Here is a 25011-nt window from a genome sequence, read left to right as displayed (position 1 = left end):
ATAACAATTAAAAATAATATTATTTAAATGGTTTATAAAAAACGTAATTGGTATTATTTATTTACCAGCATTTTTTACAAATTTTATCAACCACTCATTTTGCTCCCAAAGCATATGTAATAAATTTTCTTTTCCTCTATAGCTATGGGCTTCGTAAGGTAAAAAAACAAAACGAACGGTACCGCCATTGCCTTTAATTGCAGCATACAAACGTTCGCTGTTTATAGGGAAAGTACCTTGGTTATCATCACTATCACCATGTATTAATAACAATGGTGTTTTAATTTTATCAGCATAACTAAAGGGGCTCATTTCATTATACAACTGCGGCGCTTGCCAGTACGTTCTATCTTCATTTTGAAAACCAAACGGTGTTAAGGTTCTATTATAGGCACCACTACGAGCTATACCTGCTTTAAATAATTTGGTGTGTGCTAATAAATTAGCTGTCATAAATGCGCCATAACTATGACCACCTACTGCTACCCTATTACTATCGGCCACACCCATTGCAGCTAATGTACTGATAGCTGCACTTGCATTCATTTTTAACTGATCAATAAAATTATCATTTGGTTTTTTTGTACTATCTGTACTTACAATAGGCATTTCTGCATTATCTAAAATAGCAAACCCTTGTGTAACATAAAATATAGGGCTAGCCCAATTTATAGTTGTAAAACGATTACTACTACCTCGTATTTGAGCAGCATCAGCTGCACTATTAAACTCACGAGGGTATGCCCAAATAAGTAATGGCAGCGGACCTTGTTTTGCAGCATCATACCCTTTAGGCAAATATAAATCGCCTGTTAAATCAACACCATCGGCACGTTTGTATTTCACTTTTTGTTTGGTAACACCATCAAGCGACGGGTACGGGTTACTGAAGTTTGTAATAGCAACATCAGCCATTCTCAATTTCAAATTCTTGATATAATAATTAGGAACTTCTTTTTGAGCTTCTTTTCTCGTTAATAATACTAAATTATCAGCATCAACTACATCCACTACGTATTCGTAATTATCATCACCACAGCGCCACAATATGGTTGATTGTTTGGTTGCTAAATCAAACTTAGCCAAGAAGGGTAAATCGCCTTTTGGAGATGAACCCACCGGGTTGTTCATTAAAAGTGTATTGTTCATCACTTTTATTACATTTCTACCAAAGCTATTTTTTTCAGTGATTGGGCTACCAGGGTTGGCGTAGGCATCAGTTGTATTACGTTCAAACAACTTCTCAACAGTATTTGTGGTAGGGTTATAGCGGCTCACTCTTGTAACTTGTTTACCAGTTAAGCCTTCTGAAACCCAAGCAAAAGTTTCATTACCCCATGTAACGCCTCTAAAACGCATATTGGTTTTAAACAATTCTTTTGCATCTGATTTAAATGGTGCTTCTAATGCATATACAGCATCATGAAATTCCATTTTATTAGCCATTAAACCACCATCTAATGGTTTACTGTAAATAATAGTTGCTGGCTTGTCGGCTCTCCAATTAAACCCTCTTGAAATATCTTGCACATTATCGCTACCGGAAGGCCTTGTTTCACTACTTGGTAATTCAGCTACTACTTTTACCAATTTGCCTTCAGCATCTAACACTGAAACAGTTGAAGGGAAGTCGCTTGAAGGCACTACATAAGAAAATGGTTTGTGGATTGTTTCGGTTAAAATATATTTTTTATCTGGCGAAACATCAATACTATTAAATATTGCTGGTGCACCAATATTGGTTTCAATACCATTATTATTACGCACCAATTGTGATGTTGCTAAAAATTCAAATATTGCTTCATCGTACGGCGTTTTAATCATGTCTTGATAAGTACGACCTGGTGCTGCTTTACCAATATTTTGTTGTACCGTTGGGCCATTGGGCGTAATTGGCTTTTTGGGTGCTTTACTTACAGGTGCTACTGCCACTTGGTACATGACTGCATTATCATCGAACCAAAACAAGCCTTCGCCACTTACCAAATTAAGCGGACGTTTATTTACTTTGGTTGCTTTATGTGCAGCCACATCAATAATATAAGCATCTATACTTGAGTTGGTGGTATTGGTAAAAGCAATTTTAGTTTGGCTACTGTTCCAACTTACGTTACTAGCTAATAAATTTTTAGGTAAGCCTGTTATTGTAAACGTAGCATTCGTTTTAATATTTTTTAAAGTAAAGTTGTTAATGTACGATTGCCTGCTTGGCGAATAATTATTAGGATTTAAACGTAGCCCAGCTATACGCAACTCGGGTTGACCTAACTCTTCAACAGTAGGATATGAATTGCGTTCACTAATTAACATCCAAACTGCTTTTTCATCAACACTGATACTAGGTGTTGGTTTTGCTAATAATAAATCTGCAATTTCTTTTGGAGGTTGTTTATAACCGACAGCATCTTGTGCACTAGCATTGTAGCTAACCAACACAATCATTAAAAAAATAGTACATTTTACTATCCACTGCATACGTTTCATATCTCAAAAATTTTGAAGATTGAAGATAACTAATATCAATAAGTAAAAGTTTGAAATTGAATAGGAACATAAAAAAAGTCGCCAAAATTGGCGACTTTGTACATTTTTAAATAACGATTAATTTCTTAAAGGTTTACCTGTTTTTAAAATACTTTGTATTCTTTCTAAGGTTTTCTTTTCGCCAGTTAAGCTAAGGAAAGCCTCTCTTTCAAGGTTCAATAAATATTGTTCGCTCACCAATGTTTGTTCACTTAAATCGCCGCCGCACATTACATATGCTAATTTTTTTGCAACGGTAACATCGTGATCGGTGGCATATTTTCCTTTGTGCATACCATTGATACCAGCATACATTGCACCTAAACCAGCCCTGCCCAATACTTTAATATCTGTACGTTGCACAGGCATTACATAACCATCATCATATAAATCAATCACCGCTTTTTTAGCATCGGCAATACGCCTGCTGAGGTTCATAGCCACGGCATCGGTACCATTTCTATAAATACCATTTTCAAAAGCTTCAAAGGCTGATGTAGCTACTTTTGCAGTTGCAATATTTAAGAAGCGATTTTGTAAGGTAATGGTTTCAGGTTCGCCAGCATGCATTTCATCTGCAGCCCTTAACACAAACTCTTTGGTGCCACCGCCACCAGGTATTACACCTATACCAACTTCAACCAAACCTGTATATGTTTCAGCAGCAGCAATTACTTTATCAGCATGTAAACAAATTTCGCAACCACCACCTAAAGCCAAACCATGCGGTGCTAATACAACTGGTATGGATGAATATCGTACCCTCATCATAGTATTTTGGAACATACGAATGGCCATATCAATTTCATCATAATCTTGCTCAATAGCCAACATAAATATCATACCTACGTTTGCGCCAGCACTAAAGTTGGGGCCTTCGTTTGCAATTACCAACCCTTTATATTTTTCTTCTGCTAAGCCAATTGATTTTTGAATACCCTCTAATACTTCGCCACCAATGCTACCCATTTTAGTATACCACTCTAGGCCCAAAACATCATCTCCTAAATGGTAAGTTCTGCAAGCACTGTTTTTCCAAACGGTTTCATTGGCAAAGTTGCGCATTACAATAAAGGCACTACCACCTGGCAATACTTTGTAAGCATTGGTAACCACATCATAGCAATATTTTTTACCGTTTTCAGTTTTGTAGAAAGTGGTTATTCCGCTGGCCAACATGTTGTCAATCCAGCTTGGAACTGCATAACCAGCTGCTTTCATAGCTTCTGTTGTTTTGGCAACACCAAGTGCATCCCAACTTTCAAATGCGCCAATTTCCCAACCAAAACCTGCCATCATACCATCATCTACTCGGTATAATTCATCACTTATTTCTGGTATACGATGGGCAATGTAAGAGAACAATGCATAGTGAAATTGTTTGTAAAATTCACCAGCTTTATCTTGCCCTGCTACCAATGCTTTTAACCTCGTTTTTAAATCATCAATTGGTTTTGCTGCTTCAAGTGTAGCAAATTTTGGCTTTTTACGTGGCTCATATTCAAGCGTTGTTAAGTTTAAAACATGAATATCTTTTGCACCATCAGCTGATTTTGTTTTTTTGAAAAAACCTTGTCCAGACTTATCGCCCAACCAATTATTTTCAATCATTTTATTAAGCCATGTAGGTATATTGAATATAGCTTTCGCCTCATCATCAGGACAATTTGCTGCTACGCCATTGGCTACTTTTACCAATGTATCAATACCAACCACATCGGCCGTACGGAAGGTAGCTGATTTAGGTCGGCCAATGATAGGACCTGTTAAAGCATCTACCTCATCAATTAACAAACCTAATTTTTCCATGGTGTTCATAATAGCCATCATGCCAAAAACGCCAATACGATTTGCAATAAAAGCAGGTGTATCTTTTGCTAATACGGTCGTTTTACCTAAATACAAATCTCCATAATGCATTATAAAATCAACCACTTCAACATCAGTAAATGGCGTTGGTATAATCTCTAATAAACGTAAATACCTCGGCGGATTAAAAAAGTGGGTGCCGCAGAAATGCTTTTTAAAATCATCGCTTCTACCTTCAGCCATCATGTGTATAGGAATACCCGATGTGTTTGAGGTGATAAGCGTACCGGGTTTACGATATTTTTCTACTTCTGTAAAAATAAGCTGCTTAATATCTAAACGTTCTACCACCACTTCAATAATCCAATCGGCGGTAGCAATATCTTTCATGTTATCAGTAAAGTTACCTGTGGTTATTTTTTTTACAACCGACTTTGTAAATACTGGTGATGGATTAGATTTTATGGCAGCTGCCAAAGCATCGTTTACAATTTTATTACGTTCTGCAGGTTTTGCATCAGCAGCAACATCTTTAGGAACCATATCTAACAACAAAACGGGTAAACCAATGCCAGCAAAATGTGCTGCAATTCTGCTACCCATTACACCGCTGCCCAACACGGCTACTTTTTTAATTGTACGTTTCATTTGATTATGTTTATTATTTTTTCTATTTGCTTAATAGGGTACAAGTTGGTTGCACCATCAACTTTTATCAATTTTTAAAATTTAGTTAGTTAAACAACTATTTTTAAAAACCGAAGTTAGGATTTTTAAATTACGAGCAAAAGAAATTTAATATTGAGCTAATATTCACCTTTTTTAAGGTACAATAATGGTGTAGGCACCAATAGAATCTTTTGAGGAATTGATGTTGAAAGAAGTGATTTTAATGGCATCAGTTATACTGAAACGTGGCGATACTGCTGTAGATGCACCAGTATTTATAACTTTTACTTTCATTATATGATCACCTTTAGTGAGGTTATTTAACTGATGTTCGTAAGGTGTTGAAGAAAGTTGTAGAGAATCGATGATGAGTGTATCATCCAAATACAAAGCGATGGAAGCTGCATTATTTAAACCATCATTCCAAACACCAATAGTGGCACTATTACCTTTAAGCGTTGTACTGCCTTGGTTGGTAACATTTTTATAAATACCGGTTTTTGTAAAAATATAATTGTAAATACCGCCACCAATGGCAAAAGCAAATAAAACAATAACCAATATATATTTTTTACGCATATTTTAAGGTAAATAAACTTTATGAATGTTAGTGACAATACCTGCCTTAAAAGTAAGCAAGTATAGGTTATTTTTAAATTGTTTTACGAAGATTTTCTTTGACATTACTGCTCTTTTATTTGTTAGATTTTCTTCTGTAAATACAGCATTGTTTGCCACTGCAAAAGTACGCACAATAGGTTGTTGGTTTACAATAATATAATCATTGGCTACATAAATATTGGTAATTTTTGTGCCGTCGTCATTATAAGTAGTATCAGCCAAACCTTTTTGTTGTGCAGCTTTTATAGCTTGTTTACCTGTAAGCATCTGTACAAAATCTGCTGCTATAAATGTTGTATCATTTTTTGTATACACATTGGTTATATATGCATACTGAGTATCAATTTTATTATAATCAATTGTATAAGATGCAGCTAAACAAATGAACGCCATTATTAAGAAACATTTCATCACTTAAATTTTTTGTAAAATTATCAATGAAAAAGAGCGCTACAGTAACGTTCAACGATTCGTATGGTCATTTGGTCGACAAATAAAAAAGCCCTTCCAAAAAGGAAGGGCATATATAAAAGGACAAATGAAAAAACTATTCTACAAAAAATTCATCACCATTGGTATTAATATAACCCACTTTACCACTACTGGTTTTTATTTGTAAATACTTACTATTACGATTGATAATACGTACATCAGCATACTTGGGTGCAATAGTGGTATTATCCATAAAATAAAAACCTTTCATATTGTTATTATCGGTTACTACAAAACCTCCATTGTTATCATAAGTAATATCAGCAAAACTGTTACTAATAACATCATTGTTCATGATATCTTTCACGTATGTTTTACCATCTTTTTTAACGATAACATAATCTTTATTATTATCAGCTTTTATTAAAACTAAATTTGAATACTCAGGAGCAATATCTTGTACACCATCACCTTTAATAATACCATTCATTTCATTTTTACGCACTTGTAAAAACTGTGTTCCGTTTGATTGTATACGTTTGATACTGTTATATTCAAAAGGAACAATTGTTTCGAACTTACTATTAAAAACACCGTACAAATTATTTTTTTGAGCAATGTAAAATGTTTCATCGTTACCCGGCACTTTATAATCATCAACTACCTTGTCAAACAAACCATTGTTATTAGGTAAGCTGTATGTTTTTTCAATAGTAACAGATTCAATTGGAATACGATTTTCAACTACAGCATTTTCATTAATAGCAGGACATTTGGTGAGTACTACACCTTTAGCTGTAATACATTTTTCATATCCGCTAGCATCTAATGAAGCGCCAGCAAATAAGATAGAATCGCCACCTGCTTTATTTGCGTTAGGTACATAACCTTTTCTAAATGATTTTGCTACAGTAAATTTTGCAGGTATTACCAACTTACCTTGTTTGTTGATATAACCCCATTTTGATCCAATTTGTACTGCTGCTAAACCTTCTGAAAACCAGTTTACATCGTTATACTTTGGTGCAATTACTATATTTTTTTGAGCATCCGCAAAACCCCATTTATTGCCTTGTCTGTATGGCACTAAAGAATAATCAATTGTTTGGGCAAACAAACTGGTACTAATTGCCAACAATACTAAGAGGAAGCTATATTTCTGTTTCATAAAAATGTATATTTTAATGTATTATGTATTTGTATTAACATGAAAAGCAAATGTGTTACCAAAATTAGAATGCCTACATTATTAACCTTATTTAAATATACTTGTGGAATAAAGGCAACACTTGGGGGAAATAAAAAAGCGAAAACCAAGTTTTCGCTTTTTACAAATAATATTAAATATATTAGCTTACACCAGCACCATTATTCGTTGTTTCATTGGGTGCTACAAATTTTAATTTGCCAGCAGCATCTTCTGCCATTAAAATCATACCATTACTTTCAATACCCCTCATTTTACGGGGTGCTAAATTAGCCACCACTACTACCTGTTTACCAATAATAGCATCTGGGGTAAAATGTAAGGCAATACCACTTACAATGGTGCGTATTTCAAAACCGAGGTCAACGGTAAGTTTTAATAATTTATCAGCTTTTTCTACTTTTTCAGCGGCGGTAATAGTACCTACTTTCAAATCAATTTTTGCAAAGTCATCAAACTGAATTGTATCTTTTAATATAGGTGCAGCAGGTGTTTCAGCCGCATCGGTTGATTGTTCGTTCATTTTAAGTTGGTTACTTTTTTGTTGTAATTTTTCAATTTGTGCAGCCACTTCAGCATCTTCAATTTTTCTAAATAATAATTCGGGTGCTCTTAAACTATAACCTACACTCAATAACTTGGTTGTGCCTGCATTATCCCAATCGAGCATTTTATCAACCACCTTCATCATATAACACATTTTTTTTGCTGTGTTTGGTAAAAATGGATTGATGAAAATTGCCAAGTTTGCTGCTAACTGTAAGCAAATGTGCATGCAATTATCAATGAGTGCTTGTGCTGCTTCAGTTGGCTGGCCATCATCGCCTATTTGCTTAGCTGTGATCCATGGCTGTTTATCTTGCATGTATTTATTTCCCTTACGTGCCAATGCAATAACTTCGGCAAGTCCATCACGAAAATGATAGGTTTCAATACTTTTTTCAATAGTTGCTTTAGTGGTAAGTATATCAGCCAACAATTGCTTATCAGCATCATCCATTAAATCATTGTGAAACTTTGGCACTTTACCCCCACATAACTTATGCATTAATACAAAAGCTCTGTTAATGTAATTACCAAAAACAGCAACGAGTTCGCTATTAACAGCATCTTGAAAACCCTTCCATGTAAATTCACTGTCTTTTGTTTCGGGTGCAATAGCGGTGAGGTAATAACGTAAAGCATCTACCAATTGTTCGCCACCGTTGGGTTGTTTTACAAAATCGTTGATGTAATCTTCCATCTCAATACTCCACCCTCTGCTGGTACTCATTTTATCGCCCTCCAAATTCATAAACTCGTTACTAGGCACATTGTCTGGTAAAATATTACCATGCAGTTGCAACATTACAGGGAAGATGATAGCATGGAAAACGATGTTATCTTTTCCAATAAAATGCACCAATTTGGTTTCCTTATCATTCCAATAAGGTTTCCAATCTTTATCATGATCAAGTGCCCATTGTTTTGTAGCACTGATATAACCAATAGGCGCATCAAACCAAACATAGAGCACTTTTGAATCGGCACCTTTAACAGGTACGGGTACACCCCAATCTAAATCTCTAGTAACGGCACGTGGCTGCAAACCTAAGTCGAGCCAGCTTTTACATTGGCCTAACACATTTGATTTCCAATCATTTTTATGATCTTCTAAAATCCATTTACGTAAAAAATCTTCGTGTTTGTTGAGGGGTAAATACCAATGTTTAGTAGCTTTTTTGATGGGCGTATTACCACTTAAAGTGCTACGAGGGTTTATTAACTGCTCCGGACTTAATGAAGTACCACATTTTTCACATTGATCACCAAAGGCATTATCGTACCCACAAACAGGGCAAGTACCTACAATATATCGATCCGCTAAAAATGTTTGTGCTTGTTCATCATAAAACTGTTCAGTTTCGTGTTGCTCTAAAAAACCTTTATCATTTAAATCGGTAAAAAAAGCTTGCGCTGTTTCATGGTGTAAAGGTTCAGAAGTACGATGGTAAATGTCAAAAGAAATACCTAAATCAGCCATATTGCTTTTAAGCATTGCATGGTATTTATCAACAATTGCTTTAGGCGTTGTATTTTCTTTCATGGCTTGTATAGTAATAGCAGCGCCATGTTCATCGCTTCCACAAACATACACCACGTCTTTTTTTTGTGCACGTAGGTAACGTACATATATATCTGCAGGTAAGTAAGCACCGGCAAGGTGACCAATATGTTTTGGACCATTGGCATATGGTAGGGCTGATGTTACTAAATATCGTTTAGGTGTTGTCATATATAAATTTTTAAAAGCCGTTCATTCAATACATGCGAAACTATTGCGACTATGAACGGTTATTTTGCTGCAAAAATATCGAATGTAATGGCAATAGCGAAATTTGAGTAAATTGAACTAATAAAAAGCTAAAACAGCACTTTATGCATCGAAAAAAATTTATCAGCGCTTTTTCAATGGCACTTACTTCATGGAGTGTGTTTGGCGATACAACAAAATTAATCAATTCAGGTACCATAAATTCATCTACCAAAATACCACCCTATTTAAAAAAAGGCAGTTGTATTGGTATTACTAGTGCTGCTGGCTTTATTAATGAAGTTGATTGTAAAGATGCTGTTGAGATGATGCAAAGCTGGGGTTTTCGGGTAAAGATGGGTAATACAATTGGCAAAAAATATTTCACATTTGGCGGTACAGATGTTGAGCGGTTAGCAGATCTACAATCGATGTTGAACGATGACTCCATTGATGCTATCATGATTGCAAGAGGCGGTTATGGATTGATAAGAATTGTAGACCAAATTAATTTTTCAAAATTCAAACAACACCCTAAATGGATTATTGGTTTTAGTGATGTAACCGTTTTACACAGCCATATACAACGTCAGTTAGGTATAGCAACAATACATGCAAAAATGTGTAACAGTTTTGTAAACCCTTCCATAGCTGAACCTGTTCAACTAGCAACGTTGCAAAGTATTGAACAATGTTTAAAAGGCAATGCAATGCAGTATGAAGCCATACCTCAGTCTCAAAATAAAACAGGTATTGTTACTGCGGCATTAGTTGGCGGCAATTTAAAAACAATTGAAACCCTTGCTGGTTCTGTTAGCGATATTAATACAGCAAATAAAATTTTAGTTGTAGAAGATACTGGTGAATATTTGTATAGTATTGATAGAATGTTTTATAATTTAAAAAGAAGTGGCAAGTTGCGCCAATTAGCAGGCTTAATTATTGGTGGTTTTAAAATTAAAAAAGATGATGAAGGTGAAGACTTCGGCAAAACGATTGAGGAGATTGTTTTAGAAAAAGTAAATGAATACAATTACCCAGTATGTTTTAACTTTCCTGTTGGGCATCAAAAAAATAATTACGCCTTAAAGTTGGGTGCATTACATGAGTTAAATGTTTCAAGTAATTTTGTGCAATTAAAATCATTACAATAAGATGTTGATTCCTCCATATTTAAATGCTGGTGATACAATTGCTATTACTTGTCCGGCTGGTTATATGCCTTTAAAAAATATTAAAACTTGTGTATCAGTTTTACAAAAACAAGGGTATAAAGTTGTAATTGGTAATACAGTTGGTAGTAAATCAAAAAATTATTTTAGTGCTTCAGATGCAGATCGTTTAGCAGAGTTACAACAATTTTTAGATGATAAAAACATCAAAGCTATTTTATGCGGTAGGGGTGGTTATGGAACAGGTCGCATTATTGAGGACATTAATTTTTCAAAATTTTTAAAACACCCTAAGTGGATTATTGGTTTTAGTGATATTACAATTTTACATACGCATTTGTTTGAACAATATAAAACAGCTTCTCTTCATGCTTCTATGGCAGGTGCGTTTAATAACGATGAATACAAAAATCCCTATGTACAATCACTATTAGCGGCACTAATTGGCCACAAAGCACAATATGAAGTGGCGCCACATAACTTCAATAAATTAGGTAAAGTAAAAGGAAAATTGATTGGTGGCAACTTAACATTATTAGCACATACCATGGGCACCAGCTCAGCGCCTAAAACAAAAAACTGTATTTTATTTTTAGAAGATTTAGGTGAGCAATTATACCATATTGACAGAATGATGTATCAACTAAAACGCAATGGCAAATTAGATGAGTTAGCAGGATTAATTATTGGAGGCTTCACAGATATGAAAGATACAGAAAGGCCTTTTGGTAAAACGGTATATGAAATAATCAAAGATATAGTAGCCCCTTACCCATACCCCGTTTGTTTTGATTTCCCCGTAAGCCATGCAAAGGAAAACTATGCTTTAAAACATGGGCTCGTACATGAATTAAATATCAGCAAAGAGACCGTAACGTTGAAAGAACTATAATAATTTTTTTAACGCTGAGTAATAGCTTGGTTGAATGTTTATATTTTGATGATCAGCACCATCAATCGTTATAAAAGTATCATTCGTTTTAAATACATTTTTTAACTTTAAGGCATTGCTGTAAGGTATTACACCATCATTAGTACCATGAAAAATGGTTACAGGATATTTTACTGCACTTAAAAAAGTATAAGTGGGTAATTTGTATTTACACATTAATGAAGTGGGGTATATAAAAGCATATCTTTTAAACAACGATTGCATGCTATAGTATGGCGTTTCTAAAATTAACTGTTGTGCAGGTGATTCGCTAGCTACATACGCTGCGATACTAGTACCTAATGATTTTCCGTAAATGATAATTTGTTCGGTCTTAAATTGAGCATCTGCCATTTTTTTTACTTGCAATGCTTGGCTGTACAATTTTTGTTCTGTTAATACGCCTACACTTTTACCAAAGCTAGGGTAATCTTCCATCCAAACATCGTAACCGTTATCAGTAAAAGGTTTCACAAAACTAGCGTACCTGGTAATGTTGCCTCTGTTACCATGATAATAAAGCACAACGCCTTTTTTAAGTGTATCGTCTGTAAAAAATTTAACTACACTTAATGTATCATCATCATTAATGGGTAAACGTACTTCTTCAAATTTTTGTGTAAAATGAAACGAATCCTTTGCTGCCATTGGTGTGGGGTGAAAAATAAATTTTTCTTGCAAATAATATAAGGCTATACCAATGAGTGCATATATTAACAAAGTAATTTTAATGATACGGTAAATTTTATATGGCTGAATGGGCATGCTGATTGTTTAGTATTGTAAAATATCTCTCAATAAATTATGATAAGCATTAAAACTAGGTAAATTATTATGCCCACCGCCTTCTATACGTAACAGCGTAATTTTTTTGGGGCTCAATGCTTGTAATTTTTCACTGTTGCTAATGGGTATTAAAAAATCTTTTGTACCGTGTATAATGTAGGTATGACAGTTAACATGCTTGATCCATTTATCTGTTCGTAAATGATAACGCAACAAATATCTTATGGGTAAAATTGGCAAAAAACGTTCAATAGCTTTTGTAAAACTAAAATATGGTGCATCTAAAATTAAATACCGAGGCTTATTATCACTAGCTATTTTTGCAGCAAAACCACTACCTAAACTTCTACCATAAACAATAATATGGTGCTCTGTATACTGCACTGCAAGCGTATCATACACAAACTGCATATCTTTCAACATATCATGTTCATTACGTTTGCCGGTACTTTTACCAAAGCCACGGTAATCAACCAACACTACATCATATTGATATCTTAAAAAATCTCTGGCGTATTTTGCCCAACCCTTAATACTACGGGTATTTCCATGAAAGTATAAAACCAAGCCCAAAGGTTTTTTAACGGTAAAATGCAACCCGTTGATACGAACACCATCTTCTACATCAAAAAATAATTCTTTAAACGGTATATCGTAAACGTATTGAAAATCTTGCTGTAGTTTTTCTGGCTTAAAAATAAAGTACTCTTGTATAAAGTACACCAATGCCATGAGTACAATGTAACCAACAATGATATAAACTAAAGTACTATTCAAAAAAAGTGGTTTGCAAATAATTAAACAATATCACCGAAAGTGTTACGCCATGCATACATACCTCCTTGTAAGTTAGTTAAATTAGTGTATCCAAATTTTTCCTCTAACCTTTGAATTACTATACCGCTTCTTATACCCTTGGCACAATACAATACAACATTACCAGTTAACGGTATTTCATCAATGCGTTCTAACACTGTTTGCATGGGTATTAATGTACCGCCTATATTAAAATCGTGATGCTCAAACGGCTCTCTCACATCAATTAATACCAACGACTCACCTGATTGTATTTGTTGTTGTAATGCAGTAGGCGTAATACTTTTCAATGGTAACAGCTGGTTTAAAAAGTGATGTTAATACCCTTCTTCTTCGTTATGAAATACCCTGGTCATTTTTAATTTACCAATAGGTGCAACTACCAACGGAAATTTCTCTACCATCACATTACTTTGTTCTAAACCAAAACCCCTTTCTTCACTCAACGAAATTTCTTTGATCCAGAAATAACCTTTCATAATCAATTTTTCGAAGAAAGGCAGTTCATTATCTTGACTTAAAAATTTCTCTAAAACAATAAATTGAAAATCGCCTACTATATTATTACGTTGCTGGCTTTCGTACCTACTCGTAATGTTTACTTCTCGGTTGGCCACTAAATCTTCTACCACTCGTTTAAACATGAGGTTAATTCGAGGTGCTATTCTAAAGCCCAACCTAAATTCAACCCTAATAATATCATTTGGTATAATATGTGTTACGGAGTATTCTGATGTATACGGGTCATCTAAAGTATCAACGTGTACAAACCAATAAATATCGGCTCGTTTTGGTTTGCCACTTAATATGCTGTAAATAATTTTGTGTTCAATTTCTTTAGGGTTATCGGCACTGGTTAAATATACCAAGTGCGTAGCAAACTTAGGTACAGTGGTATCGTTACTAAGCTCTTCTAACTTTGGCACATACTCATCAACCCTTACAAACTCAACATACCTATTTTTAATTTTACGAGCCCTAAACCATATATACATAACAGCGAACAATAAGCCGCCAATAATTAAAGTAACATAACCACCATGTGAAAATTTATTAAGATTAGCTAACAAGAAACTAATTTCAATACTTAAAAACACAAAAAGGAATACGTATATCAACCATTGGTTTACCCTTTTGGTGATCATATAATTGGCCATTAGAATAGTAGTAGCCAACATACACAATGTTATAGCTAAACCATACGCAGCGCCCATAGCACCTGATGTTTGAAAGTATAATACAATACCACAACAACCTAAGTACAACATGGTATTAATGCCCGGTATAAATAATTGTCCCTTCGCTTCTGAAGGATAATTAATTTTCATACGAGGCCACAAGTTTAAACGAATGGCTTCACTTATTAAAGTAAATGAACCGCTTATTAAAGCCTGACTAGCAATAATGGCTGCAATAGTAGCTATTACAATACCAATGGTTAAAAACCAACTAGGCATTAAACCATAAAACGGATTACTCATTTCTTTTGCCAAAGGGTGTAAGGCCATAAAGGTTTTATCTTCTAAAAACTCTTTGGTGGCAAATATGGTTCCTCTATGTTCTTTCAATAAATATGCACCTTGACCTAAATAATTTAATATCAACGCTGTTTTTACAAATATCCAACTGTAGCGAATGTTGCCTCTACCACAATGCCCTAAGTCGCTGTAAAGAGCTTCAGCACCGGTGGTACACAAAAACACGGCTCCTAATAATAAAAATCCTTTAGGGTAATGCGCCAATAAATCAAACGCATAATAAGGGTTAAATGCTTTTAAAATTTGTAAATCGTCTGCAATATGTGCTGCTCCTAAAACGGCTAACATTGCAAACCAAATAATCATAATTGGTCCAAATAATTTGCCTATGGAGTTGGTACCAAACTGCTGCATAAAAAACAGCACAGATAAAATCACCAATACAATTATTATAATGGTTTTAAGCTGTATACCATGCAATATGGGGAGGTTATCAAGCCCTTCCACAGCAGCAGTAACGGTAATGGGAGGCGTAATCATACCATCAGCCAAAAGCGCTGCACCACCAATCATTGCTGGTAATACCAACCATTTTTTTTGTCGCCTCACTAAGGTGTACAGCGAAAAAATACCACCTTCACCCTTATTATCAGCCTTTAAAGTAAGTATAACGTACTTAATGGTAGTTTGTAAGGTTAAGGTCCAAATAATACACGATAGCCCACCAATGATTAAAAAATCATTAATAACTTTACCGTTAATAATTTCACTGAAAACGTAGAGTGGAGAAGTACCAATGTCTCCATAAATAATGCCCAGCGCAATAACAATACCTGCAGCTGAAACTTTGTTGATATGTTTACCCACAAAAAAAGATTTTTAAAACTTTGTTAGCAAAAAAACTAACAAAACTTTTACAAATGTAAACGGAAAATTTTGAATAAACCGATACAGATTTCTGCACATTTTATTATAACCAACTTTACAAAAAGCAACCCCATAACTACATGACAAGCTTTGATATTCACCAGCCGTACTTACTCGAAAATGAACGTGTACGGTTAGCGCCATTAACAACCGAACATTATTACTTTTTAAAGCATTTCGCAATAGAACAGCCCAATTTGTGGCAATACTCCTTGGTAGCCGTAAACGGCGCTAATGGTATGCAGCAGTATATTGAAACTGCTTTACACGATAATCTACAAGGTACCGCCTACCCTTTTGCGGTATACGATAAACAATTACAACAATATGCAGGTTGCACCCGATTTTATGATATTCAATTAAAATATGGAACTACACAATTAGGGTATACTTGGTATGGTCAACAATTTCAAGGTACAGGGCTTAACAAACATTGTAAATATTTACTACTCAACTTTGCGTTTGAGCAAATGAGTATGCAACGTGTAGAATTTAGGGCTGATGATCGTAATCAAAAAAGCATCGCCGCTATGAAAAGTATTGGCTGTACCGTTGAAGGTATTTTACGTAGCCATTTACCCAACCTTCAAGGTGGTAGGCGTAATAGTATTGTTTTGAGTATACTAAAAAATGAGTGGGAGCAACAGCTAAAAACAGCTTTATTTCAAAAATTAGTTTAGGGGCTCTCAACCAAAGCTACTACTGCAACACTTAACCGGCTGTACGCTGTACCTTCACCGCCGCAGCGGATTCGGTGCCGCTTCCATCCGGCAGCCCATCAGCAACAGTACATACATCATCAGCAAACTAACGCATACCTTACAATAAAACACAAGCCCCTTTCATTGCTGAAAGGGGCTACACAAACTGTAAACATAAACACAAAACAACCGAAGCCTAGCTTCAGAGTAAGCATTGTTAATCAGGCTTTTTGCCGTCTAAAAAATTATTAATGGTATTAATTTCACCTTGGTTTTTATCATCGCTACTTACCGTGTAATTGCTGTAAAATGTTTCAACATCAGCAATTTGGTTGTGCATTTCCATATTGCGGCGAAGGTAAGCTGGCACTGTTTCAAACTCGTTGTTAGGATCAGCCGCATTAACGTTGAAAGATAAATTTCTCAACTTAGCGATACGATCCATAGCCCGGCGCCTAAGCTCATCTGATTCGTCCTGCATCGCAGGTTCCTCAACAGGTTTGCTCATAAAAGGCTGAGTGTGGTTAGGTGTTGCAGGCTTTTCCTCCGCCGCTTCTAAGGTTTCTTTAACTACCAAATGCATTTCAATAACAGGTTCGTCGTTCTGCATTGGTGTTTGCACAGGTAGTGGTTCCTCTACCGATGTGGATTTTAAAACTACAGGCGATTCCTCCACGTAAATTTGTGTTGGTTTCACCAGAAAGCCCCCCGACGAAAGGTGGCTTTTATTGCTAGCCTCTTGATTAATATTATTATTTATTTGCGCTACTGGCGTTACTGGTGCAGTAACTTCTGGTGCAGGTGTAGCTACCATTTCAGTATCAAACTGTACTACCGGTATTTGATCAACCGCTGTTGAAATTTCAAAAAATACTGGTGCATCATCAGCCACTGTTGGTGTAGTTTCAACTGTTTGCTCTTTAACTTCGGCACTGCCTAAAGTTGGTTCAACAACTGGCATTTCAGTAGCTTTTGTAGCGGCTATAGCATCTTCTAAATCAAACTGTAAAGTAGGCTGCGATGCGGTTACAGGTACAGGCTCGTTCACCACAGTTTTTGCAACCGGTGCAGGCGTAGTAGGCATTTCTAATTGCATAACTACTTTGTCAGTTGTAGGTTGTGTAACTGCTGTATTTACTTTATTTTGAGGAAACGGATCTTTATGTTCAAAGCCCGTTGCAATTAAAGTAATACCAATTTTATCACCTAAAGTATTATCATATCCTAAACCTAAAATAACATCTGTTTCTTCACCAGCTTGGCTTAAAATATAATTTTGAATCACTTCAACTTCATCCATAGTAAACTCATGTTCACCTTCATTAGAGTTGATGTTGATTAATATCCACTTAGCGCCTCTAATATCATTATCATTTAATAATGGTGAGGTTAAAGCATTTTCAATAGCAAGGTGTGCCCTGTTTTCACCAGCTGCGGTAGCACTTCCTAAAATGGCTACGCCACCATTACTCATTACGGTGCATACATCGGCAAAATCCACATTAATTTGTCCGGTACTATTAATAACATCTGTAATACATTTAGCAGCTGTTGCTAAAATATCATCAGCTTTATTAAACGCTTCTTTCATTTTTAGGTTACCAAATTGGTGACGCAATTTATCATTGCTAATCACCAATAAGGTATCAACGTGGTTTTTCAACAACATAATTCCCTCTTCTGCTTGGGCAATTCGTTTTTTACCCTCGTAAGCAAAAGGTGTGGTAACAATACCAACGGTTAGTATATTTAAATCTTTACAAATTTTGGCAATTATAGGTGCACCACCTGTACCTGTACCACCGCCCATGCCAGCAGTAATGAATGCCATTTTTGTATTGACTTCTAAAATGCGTTTTATTTCTTCTAGGCTTTCTTCAGTAGCTTGTCTACCAATTAATGGGTTAGCACCAGCACCTAAACCTTGTGTAAGGTGTGGACCAAGTTGTATTTTGTTAGGCACTTTACTTTGTGCAATCGCTTGAGCATCTGTATTGCAAATAATAAAGTTTACGCCTTCAATATTTTGTGCAAACATATGGTTTACAGCATTGCTTCCGCCACCGCCAACACCTATTACTTTTATAATAGATGATTGATCTTTTGGCAAATCAAAATGTATCATGTTTGTTGAATTTATGTGTTAAAAAATTTAATGGGTTTGTTAGCCTGTTACTTTAAAACTGACCGTCTTCTTCTTCTTTAAACATTTCAATAAGGTTGGTTTTAAAACTATCCATAAAACCTTTGATTGTTTTTTTACGTTTTACCACTTCTGGTTCAGCTGGTGTTTCAATAGCTGGTGCTGTTTCGTCAACAGTTGTTTCTGTTGTGGTTTGTAAAATACCCACAGTACTACCAGCTACTTTAATAAAGTTTTGGCCTAACTTTTTATTTTTATTTTCGTAATCGTTGTATCCTTTTAAAATTAACCCGATACAAGTGCTGTACATTGGTTTTGATAATTCATCAATTTGATTAGCTGCTAAATGCTCATTAGGGAAGCCTATACGTGCATTTAAACCAGTTGCATATTCTGTTAATTGCAATAAGTGTTTTAATTGTGCACCACCACCAGTTAAAATAATACCGCCGTTCAGCATACGATTATCTAGCCCCACTTGCTTTAAATGGAAGCTAACAAAATCTAAAATTTCACCCATACGAGCCTGTATAATATTGGCTAAATTTTTAACCGAAATTTCTTTTGCAGGCATACCTCTTAAACCAGGTATGGTAATAAATTGATTGGCTTTTGTTTCATCGCTTAACGCACTACCAAATTGTATTTTCAATTGCTCTGCTTGGGTTTTTAAAACGCCCAAACCAGTTTTAATATCTTGCGTTATGTTTTCGCCACCAAAAGGTATAACAGCCGTGTGCTTTAATATACCTTCATAAAATACGGCTAAATCTGTTGTTCCACCACCAATATCAACAATTGCTACACCTGCTTCTAAATCTTGATCGCACATTACGGCAGCGGCTGATGCTAATGGTTGTAACACTAAATCTTTGGTAATTAAACCTGATTTTTCAACGCTGCGGTTAATGTTACGAATGGCATTTTTATCACCGGTGATGATGTGAAAATTAGCCCCCACTTTTACCCCACTATAGCCAATAGGGTTTGGAATATTTTGAAAATTATCTACCGTAAACTCTTGTGGAATTACATCAATAATTTGATCACCAGCAGGTATGTAAGTACGGTACTGATCAGCTATTAATTTATCAATTTCTTCCTGACGAATTTCATCATCATTTTGTTGGCGTACAATATCGCCTCTTGTTTGTAAACTTTTAATGTGGTGCCCAGCAATACCAACATATACTTCGCTGATTGATAAGCTTGGGTTTGATGCATAACAGTTTTCTAAAGCGGCAGTAATAGCTTTAATGGTTTGATCAATATTCAATACCATACCATGTGTTACGCCGTTGCTATTGGCTCTACCGAAGCCTAAAATTTCTAACTTACCAAATTCATTTTTACGGCCTGCAATGGCTGCAATTTTGGTTGTTCCGATGTCGAGGCCTACAATAACCGGTTGTTCGTTGTTCATAATGTTGTTTGTTTATGTGTTTGTGTGTTTGTGTTTCAATTTAATATTCGTTACTGTTTTTATTTGTTACAGCCGCCTTTTTAATAACTGGTTTTTTTTCTACTGGTTTTTTATCAGGCGCTTTTTTTATAAGTGGCTTTGCCATCATTTTAGTTTGAGCCGTTTTTAATGATTTATTGGGTGGTGGTTTAGCTGGCAATTTTTCTACCTTTTGTACCACTGCAGGTTTAACTAAAGTTGATGGTTTAACAGATGTTGTAACTGGCAAAGTTGATGCTGGAGTTTTGTTGGTGTTAGCAACTGCTGCTGTATTACTAAAAGCAGGTGAACTATTTTCTACTTGCTCTTCTCTCTCAAATGATTGTTGCAACAAGCTACTATCTGCATTGGCTCTATCAGCATCAGCAATAAAAATTTGCGATGAATCAGCCGAACGTTTTGCAGCATCTGCGGCAATAAACTGCATGAGTTCCATTGTTCTAAGTGAATCAGCCGTAACATCTTCTTTACCTCTAATTTTAGCTACTACTTGGTTTTTATATTGCAGGTTTATAATGTTGTAACGGTTCCACCCTACATTGGTGATTACATCTTTATAAAACATTTTTAGTTTATCAAATTTTGCAGCAATATCAACTGCTTCGCCAAAAATAATTTGTTGGTTACCTAACTTAGGCACCAAATCAAATGTGGCATTGCTATTAATAATTACTTGATCAATCATTGCTGTTAAAAAAGGATCAGCATTTATAGCTGTACTTAATTTTTTAATACTTAGAACTATACTACTATCTTGCTTTGATAAAATAATTGCTTCAGTTGCGAAGCCAGTAAAAATGGGCACTCTAGCAGAAAACTTTTCACTCAATGGTAATACCTTACAACTACTATCAATGTAAAAAGTATTACCACCATTCGTAAATATTCTTGCTATTGGTGCTCTTTCTTGTACTGCAACGTTTAAAATATTATTGTTATCAAAATACAATTCAGCATCTTTAATCCATACATCATTTTCAAGTTGCTTTTCAATTTTTTTCAAATCAATACTAGCTATGCTTCTTTGTTGCGTAGTATCGCCACCATATTTTTTTATAATTTGATAAACATCATTTTTATCAATAAAAAAATTATTGTTGATGCCTTCAATATCAATCAACAAGCCCTTACATAAAGCTGCTTCTTTATGGCGTACAGCTGCCACCAATAGCATGATACAGCTACTGGCAATCAGCATCCAAAAGATGCCCAATAAAATTTGCTTTATTTTAATTTTATTAATGGGCATTGTTTGTAATAATATTTTTTATGTCGGTTAACATCGCATCAATATCTCCAGCACCTGCCGTAATAAATAAGGATGGCTTATTTGTTTGTAACCATTCAAGCAAAGCACCTTTTTCTTTAACGCTCTTTTTTGCGTTGGTCATTTTATTTAAAATCAATTCACTGGTTACGCCGGGCATTGGCAACTCTCTTGCTGGGTAAATTGGCAACAAAATCGTTTCATCAGCCATACTCAATACTTCAGCAAAGCCTTCTGCTAAATCATTGGTTCTACTAAATAAATGTGGCTGAAATACCACTGTACATTTTTTGTTAGGATATAACTCCTTTGCACCATTAATGAGCGCCCTCAACTCTTCTGGATGATGTGCATAATCATCAATCATTACAACATCATCAGATTTTATAATGTACTCAAACCTGCGTTTTACCCCTTTAAAATTGGCAACAGCTGATTTGATTTTTTGTTCATCTACTTTTAATAGAAATGCCACTGTTATAGCTGCCGTTACATTTTCAATATTGTGTTTACCACCCATATTGAGCAGTACATCTTTAATGATATAATCGTTTATCACTACATCAAACAAATAACTACCATTTACAACTTTTAAATTGCTTACATGAACAGAAGCCTTTTCGTTAAATGCAGTATAGGTTAATGTTGTAGTTGCTTTAAACTCATCAATACGTTGTAAATTATCTTTTATAATAAGTGTACCGTTAGCTTTAATTTGATTTACAAAACTGATAAACGCATTTTGCATATTTTCTTCGGTACCATAAATATCTAAATGGTCAGCATCCATTGCGGTTATAATAGCAATGTCGGCAAATAGCTTTAAAAAACTACGGTCATATTCATCTGCTTCCACAACCGTTACATTACTATCACCACCCCAAAAGTTTGTATTGTAGTTTGCAGCAATGCCTCCTAAAAATGCATTGCACCCAAAACCACTATCTTTTAAAATATGAGCAATCATGGCACTTGTTGTAGTTTTACCATGTGTACCTGCTACACAAATATTAAAAGTATCTTTTGTAAGTAAACCTAACACATCGCTACGCTTCAGCAAAGGGTAATTGTTATTTTTATAAAAATTTAACTCTGTATGATTGGCTGGTATAGCAGGTGTGTACACTACTACATCTACATTTTTATCAATCAAATTAACATCATCAATAAAATGTATGTGTATACCTTCACTCACTAACAAATCTGTAAGTGGCGTTGGCGTTTTATCGTACCCAGAAACTTTAATACCTTTTTGGTTAAAGTAACGAGCCAATGCACTCATACCAATACCTCCGATACCGGCGAAGTAAATAGATGATATGTTATTTATATTGATCATACAATTTATATAGCTGCTAATATTTGATTAGCAATAATTTCATCTGCATTGTTAATGGCTAATGTTGATATATTAGCTATCAATTGTTGTTGATGTTGTTCATTATTTACCAATGCTGTTAGCGTATTCATTAATAGTGCCATTACATCTTTATCGTTCACTAATAAAGCTGCTTTTTTATTCACCAATGCCATTGCGTTAGCTGTTTGATGATCTTCTGCGGCAAATGGATATGGTACAAAAACAACAGGCTTTTTCACTAAGCATAATTCAGCTACTGCCATTGCTCCACTTCTACTCACCACTACATCTGCGGCAGCATACGCATATTCCATTTGGGCAATAAAGTCACTCATATAAATATTATCAAAACCTTTTACAACTTCTTTTGCTTGTTGATAAAACGGCTTGCCAGTTTGCCATATGAGTTGCCATTGCTGTTGTTGAAACAATGCAATATTTTGTGCAATACATTCGTTAATAGATTTAGCACCCAAACTACCACCTACAACTAAAATGGTTTTTTTATTAACACTTAAATTAAAAAATTGAACTGCCTCATTTTTTTGAACAACACTATTACTAATGGTTTGACGAACAGGGTTACCCGTAATTACAATTTTATCATTAGGAAAAAATTGTTGCATACCATCGGTAGCAGTAAAAATTTTAGTTGCTTTTTTACCGAGCATGATGTTGCTTTTACCTGCAAATGAATTACTCTCATGTAAAAAAGTTGGTATGTTTTTACTTTGAGCATAACGCAAAACAGGAAAACTAGAATAGCCACCTACACCAATTACAGCTGTTGGTTTAAACTTTTTAAAAATAGCACCTACCTGAAAAAAACTTTTAACAAGCTTGTAAGGCAAACTAATATTTTTTAATAATGAACTTCTGTTAAAACCAGCAATATCAAGTCCTTCAATATTAAAACCTGCTTGCGGAATTTTTTCCATTTCCATTTTACCTTTAGCCCCAACAAATAAAAACTCCGTATCAGGATGTATTTTTTTTATGGCATTGGCAATGGCAATAGCCGGAAAAATATGTCCGCCAGTACCACCACCAGCTACAATAATGCGTTGGCGTTGGTGATGATGTTGATATGTTGGTTGGCTACTCATTATGCTGCTGCTGTATTATCAGTTATTGTTTCGTTTGAAGCAGCAACTTTTTGTTCTGCTAGTTTACCTTCTTGTTGTTCTACATTACGAGCTACACTTAATATAATACCGATTGATAAACAAGTGAATAAAAAACTACTACCACCCATACTTACCAAAGGCAAGGTTACCCCTGTATTTGGAAATAAATTTACGTTTACACCCATGTTGGCAACCGCTTGTATTACCAATGTAAAACTGAGTGCTAATGCTAAAAATGCACCAAATGCATAAGGGCATTTTCTATAAATACGAATACACCTATACAAAAACAATAAATAAATAAAGCACATAATGGCGGCGCCAAATATGCCGTACTCTTCAATGATGATTGCATAAATAAAATCGCTATAACTATGTGGTAAAAAGTTTCGTTGCTCACTGTTACCAGGGCCTTTACCTAACCAACCACCTTTTGCAATAGCAATTTTGGCTTGGTTAATTTGGTATAACTTTTCATTATCATCTTCTTTTTTACTGTATACAAATGTTTGTATACGACCGATCCATGTAGGTATACGACCTGCAGATAGAATTGCTGGTAGTTTTTTGGACTCCCCTGTTTTTGAATCGTAAGTGGATACTGCAATAGATATTAAAAACAATACAGGTATCATTGCTAAAGCCATCGTTAATAAAATATGCTTGGTACTAACCCTACCAATAAACATGAGCATAAAACTGGTGCCTGCAATAAGTATAGCTGTTGATAAATTAGCAGGTGCAATGAGCCCACAAATAATTACAACGGGTATTACAACTGGTAAAAAACCTTTTTTAAAATCTTTAATTACTTGTTGCTTTTTACTTAATTGCCTACTCATGTACATGAACAAAGCCAGCTTTGCTAAATCTGATGTTTGAAATGTCATGTTAATAACCGGAAGTTTTATCCAACGACTACCTGCATTTAATTGTACACCAAAAAATAAAGTATATAACAACAATGGTATTGATATCAAAAATAAAATGAGTGCCAACCTTGAATACAACGTATAATTAATACGATGAGCAAAATAAATAACCAATAAGCCCAACATTATAAAAGCAAACTGCTTAAACAAATAGCTTTCGGTACTTTTACTCATACGGTAAGCCAATGAGCCTGTACTGCTATACACCAACAATAAACTAGCTAACGTTAATATAATAACGATCGCCCAAATAACACGATCGCCCTTGGTTTTGTTGACCAAGTTGCCACCCATATTTGCTAAGTCTGGCTTAAAATATTCTTTTATGTTGATGTTATCTAACATGAATGATTTT

The 25011-nt window shown here is 34.9% G+C and carries 19 protein-coding genes; 3 read left to right on the top strand and 16 right to left on the bottom strand.

Annotation, left to right across the window (positions count from 1 at the left end):
* Window positions 1–57 precede the first annotated feature (57 nt).
* From ACFOWM_RS11190 to metG, 6 genes are all read right to left on the bottom strand, one after another.
* Entirely contained in the window at window positions 58–2484 is a 2427-nt protein-coding gene (locus tag ACFOWM_RS11190) for an alpha/beta hydrolase family protein (RefSeq protein ID WP_379710016.1), read from the bottom strand.
* 117 nt (window positions 2485–2601) lie between these two features.
* Window positions 2602–4980 (bottom strand): 3-hydroxyacyl-CoA dehydrogenase/enoyl-CoA hydratase family protein, encoded by a 2379-nt coding sequence (locus ACFOWM_RS11185; RefSeq protein WP_379710014.1) that lies wholly within the window; start codon window positions 4978–4980, stop codon window positions 2602–2604.
* Between the two features lie 174 nt (window positions 4981–5154).
* The gene (locus ACFOWM_RS11180; protein ID WP_379710012.1) at window positions 5155–5580 is read right to left on the bottom strand and encodes a hypothetical protein; all 426 of its coding nucleotides are present in this window, start codon (window positions 5578–5580) and stop codon (window positions 5155–5157) included.
* Between the two features lie 3 nt (window positions 5581–5583).
* Window positions 5584–6033, bottom strand: a complete 450-nt coding sequence (locus tag ACFOWM_RS11175) for a hypothetical protein (RefSeq protein WP_379710009.1) — start codon at window positions 6031–6033, stop codon at window positions 5584–5586.
* Window positions 6034–6169: 136 nt separating this feature from the next.
* Complete coding sequence (locus ACFOWM_RS11170) at window positions 6170–7222, bottom strand: WG repeat-containing protein (protein ID WP_379710007.1); 1053 nt, start codon at window positions 7220–7222, stop codon at window positions 6170–6172.
* A 181-nt stretch (window positions 7223–7403) separates the two neighbouring features.
* On the bottom strand, window positions 7404–9536 hold the full coding sequence (gene metG, locus ACFOWM_RS11165) for a methionine--tRNA ligase (protein WP_379710004.1): 2133 nt from the start codon (window positions 9534–9536) through the stop codon (window positions 7404–7406).
* A gap of 143 nt (window positions 9537–9679) precedes the next feature.
* Here metG and ACFOWM_RS11160 point away from each other — a divergent pair, with 143 nt between their 5' ends.
* Window positions 9680–10708: a S66 peptidase family protein gene (locus ACFOWM_RS11160; protein ID WP_379710002.1), complete on the top strand. Its 1029-nt coding sequence runs from the start codon at window positions 9680–9682 to the stop codon at window positions 10706–10708.
* A 1-nt stretch (window position 10709) separates the two neighbouring features.
* The gene (locus ACFOWM_RS11155; protein WP_379709999.1) at window positions 10710–11618 is read left to right on the top strand and encodes a S66 peptidase family protein; all 909 of its coding nucleotides are present in this window, start codon (window positions 10710–10712) and stop codon (window positions 11616–11618) included.
* On the opposite strand, the gene ACFOWM_RS11150 is transcribed toward ACFOWM_RS11155, so the two are convergent.
* The 4 genes from ACFOWM_RS11150 to ACFOWM_RS11135 are packed head-to-tail and all read right to left on the bottom strand — an operon-like array spanning window position 11613 to window position 15604.
* Window positions 11613–12422, bottom strand: coding sequence for an alpha/beta hydrolase (locus tag ACFOWM_RS11150; RefSeq protein WP_379709997.1), 810 nt, complete (start codon window positions 12420–12422; stop codon window positions 11613–11615). The genes ACFOWM_RS11155 and ACFOWM_RS11150 overlap by 6 nt on opposite strands.
* 9 nt (window positions 12423–12431) lie before the next feature.
* Entirely contained in the window at window positions 12432–13220 is a 789-nt protein-coding gene (locus ACFOWM_RS11145) for an alpha/beta hydrolase (RefSeq protein ID WP_379709994.1), read from the bottom strand.
* Window positions 13221–13240: 20 nt separating this feature from the next.
* Window positions 13241–13549 carry a rhodanese-like domain-containing protein gene (locus ACFOWM_RS11140; RefSeq protein ID WP_379709992.1) on the bottom strand — a complete coding sequence of 103 codons (309 nt, stop codon included), beginning with the start codon at window positions 13547–13549 and terminating at the stop codon, window positions 13241–13243.
* A 27-nt stretch (window positions 13550–13576) separates the two neighbouring features.
* Window positions 13577–15604 (bottom strand): KUP/HAK/KT family potassium transporter, encoded by a 2028-nt coding sequence (locus ACFOWM_RS11135; protein ID WP_379709990.1) that lies wholly within the window; start codon window positions 15602–15604, stop codon window positions 13577–13579.
* A 140-nt stretch (window positions 15605–15744) separates the two neighbouring features.
* Between ACFOWM_RS11135 and ACFOWM_RS11130 the strand changes: the two genes are divergently transcribed.
* The gene (locus ACFOWM_RS11130) at window positions 15745–16344 is read left to right on the top strand and encodes a GNAT family N-acetyltransferase (protein ID WP_379709987.1); all 600 of its coding nucleotides are present in this window, start codon (window positions 15745–15747) and stop codon (window positions 16342–16344) included.
* Window positions 16345–16582: 238 nt separating this feature from the next.
* Here ACFOWM_RS11130 and ftsZ read toward each other — a convergent pair whose 3' ends face one another.
* The 6 genes from ftsZ to ACFOWM_RS11100 are packed head-to-tail and all read right to left on the bottom strand — an operon-like array spanning window position 16583 to window position 25001.
* Window positions 16583–18490, bottom strand: a complete 1908-nt coding sequence (gene ftsZ / locus ACFOWM_RS11125; RefSeq protein ID WP_379709984.1) for a cell division protein FtsZ — start codon at window positions 18488–18490, stop codon at window positions 16583–16585.
* A 52-nt stretch (window positions 18491–18542) separates the two neighbouring features.
* Window positions 18543–19931, bottom strand: a complete 1389-nt coding sequence (gene ftsA / locus ACFOWM_RS11120) for a cell division protein FtsA (protein ID WP_379709982.1) — start codon at window positions 19929–19931, stop codon at window positions 18543–18545.
* A 40-nt stretch (window positions 19932–19971) separates the two neighbouring features.
* Window positions 19972–21219 carry a cell division protein FtsQ/DivIB gene (locus ACFOWM_RS11115; RefSeq protein ID WP_379709980.1) on the bottom strand — a complete coding sequence of 416 codons (1248 nt, stop codon included), beginning with the start codon at window positions 21217–21219 and terminating at the stop codon, window positions 19972–19974.
* On the bottom strand, window positions 21209–22576 hold the full coding sequence (murC, locus tag ACFOWM_RS11110; protein ID WP_379709978.1) for a UDP-N-acetylmuramate--L-alanine ligase: 1368 nt from the start codon (window positions 22574–22576) through the stop codon (window positions 21209–21211). The genes ACFOWM_RS11115 and murC overlap by 11 nt, the downstream gene beginning before the upstream one ends.
* Before the next feature lie 5 nt (window positions 22577–22581).
* A complete protein-coding gene (gene murG, locus ACFOWM_RS11105; RefSeq protein WP_379709975.1) occupies window positions 22582–23703 on the bottom strand; it encodes an undecaprenyldiphospho-muramoylpentapeptide beta-N-acetylglucosaminyltransferase in 1122 nt (373 codons plus the stop codon).
* Complete coding sequence (locus tag ACFOWM_RS11100; protein ID WP_379709973.1) at window positions 23703–25001, bottom strand: FtsW/RodA/SpoVE family cell cycle protein; 1299 nt, start codon at window positions 24999–25001, stop codon at window positions 23703–23705. The genes murG and ACFOWM_RS11100 overlap by 1 nt, the downstream gene beginning before the upstream one ends.
* Window positions 25002–25011: the final 10 nt, after the last annotated feature.

Source organism: Ferruginibacter yonginensis, assembly GCF_042651465.1.
In the GTDB taxonomy this organism is placed as follows: Bacteria; Bacteroidota; Bacteroidia; order Chitinophagales; family Chitinophagaceae; genus Ferruginibacter; species Ferruginibacter yonginensis.
Note: the sequence above shows the minus strand (reverse complement) of the source record. Positions and strands in the feature narration are given on the sequence as shown.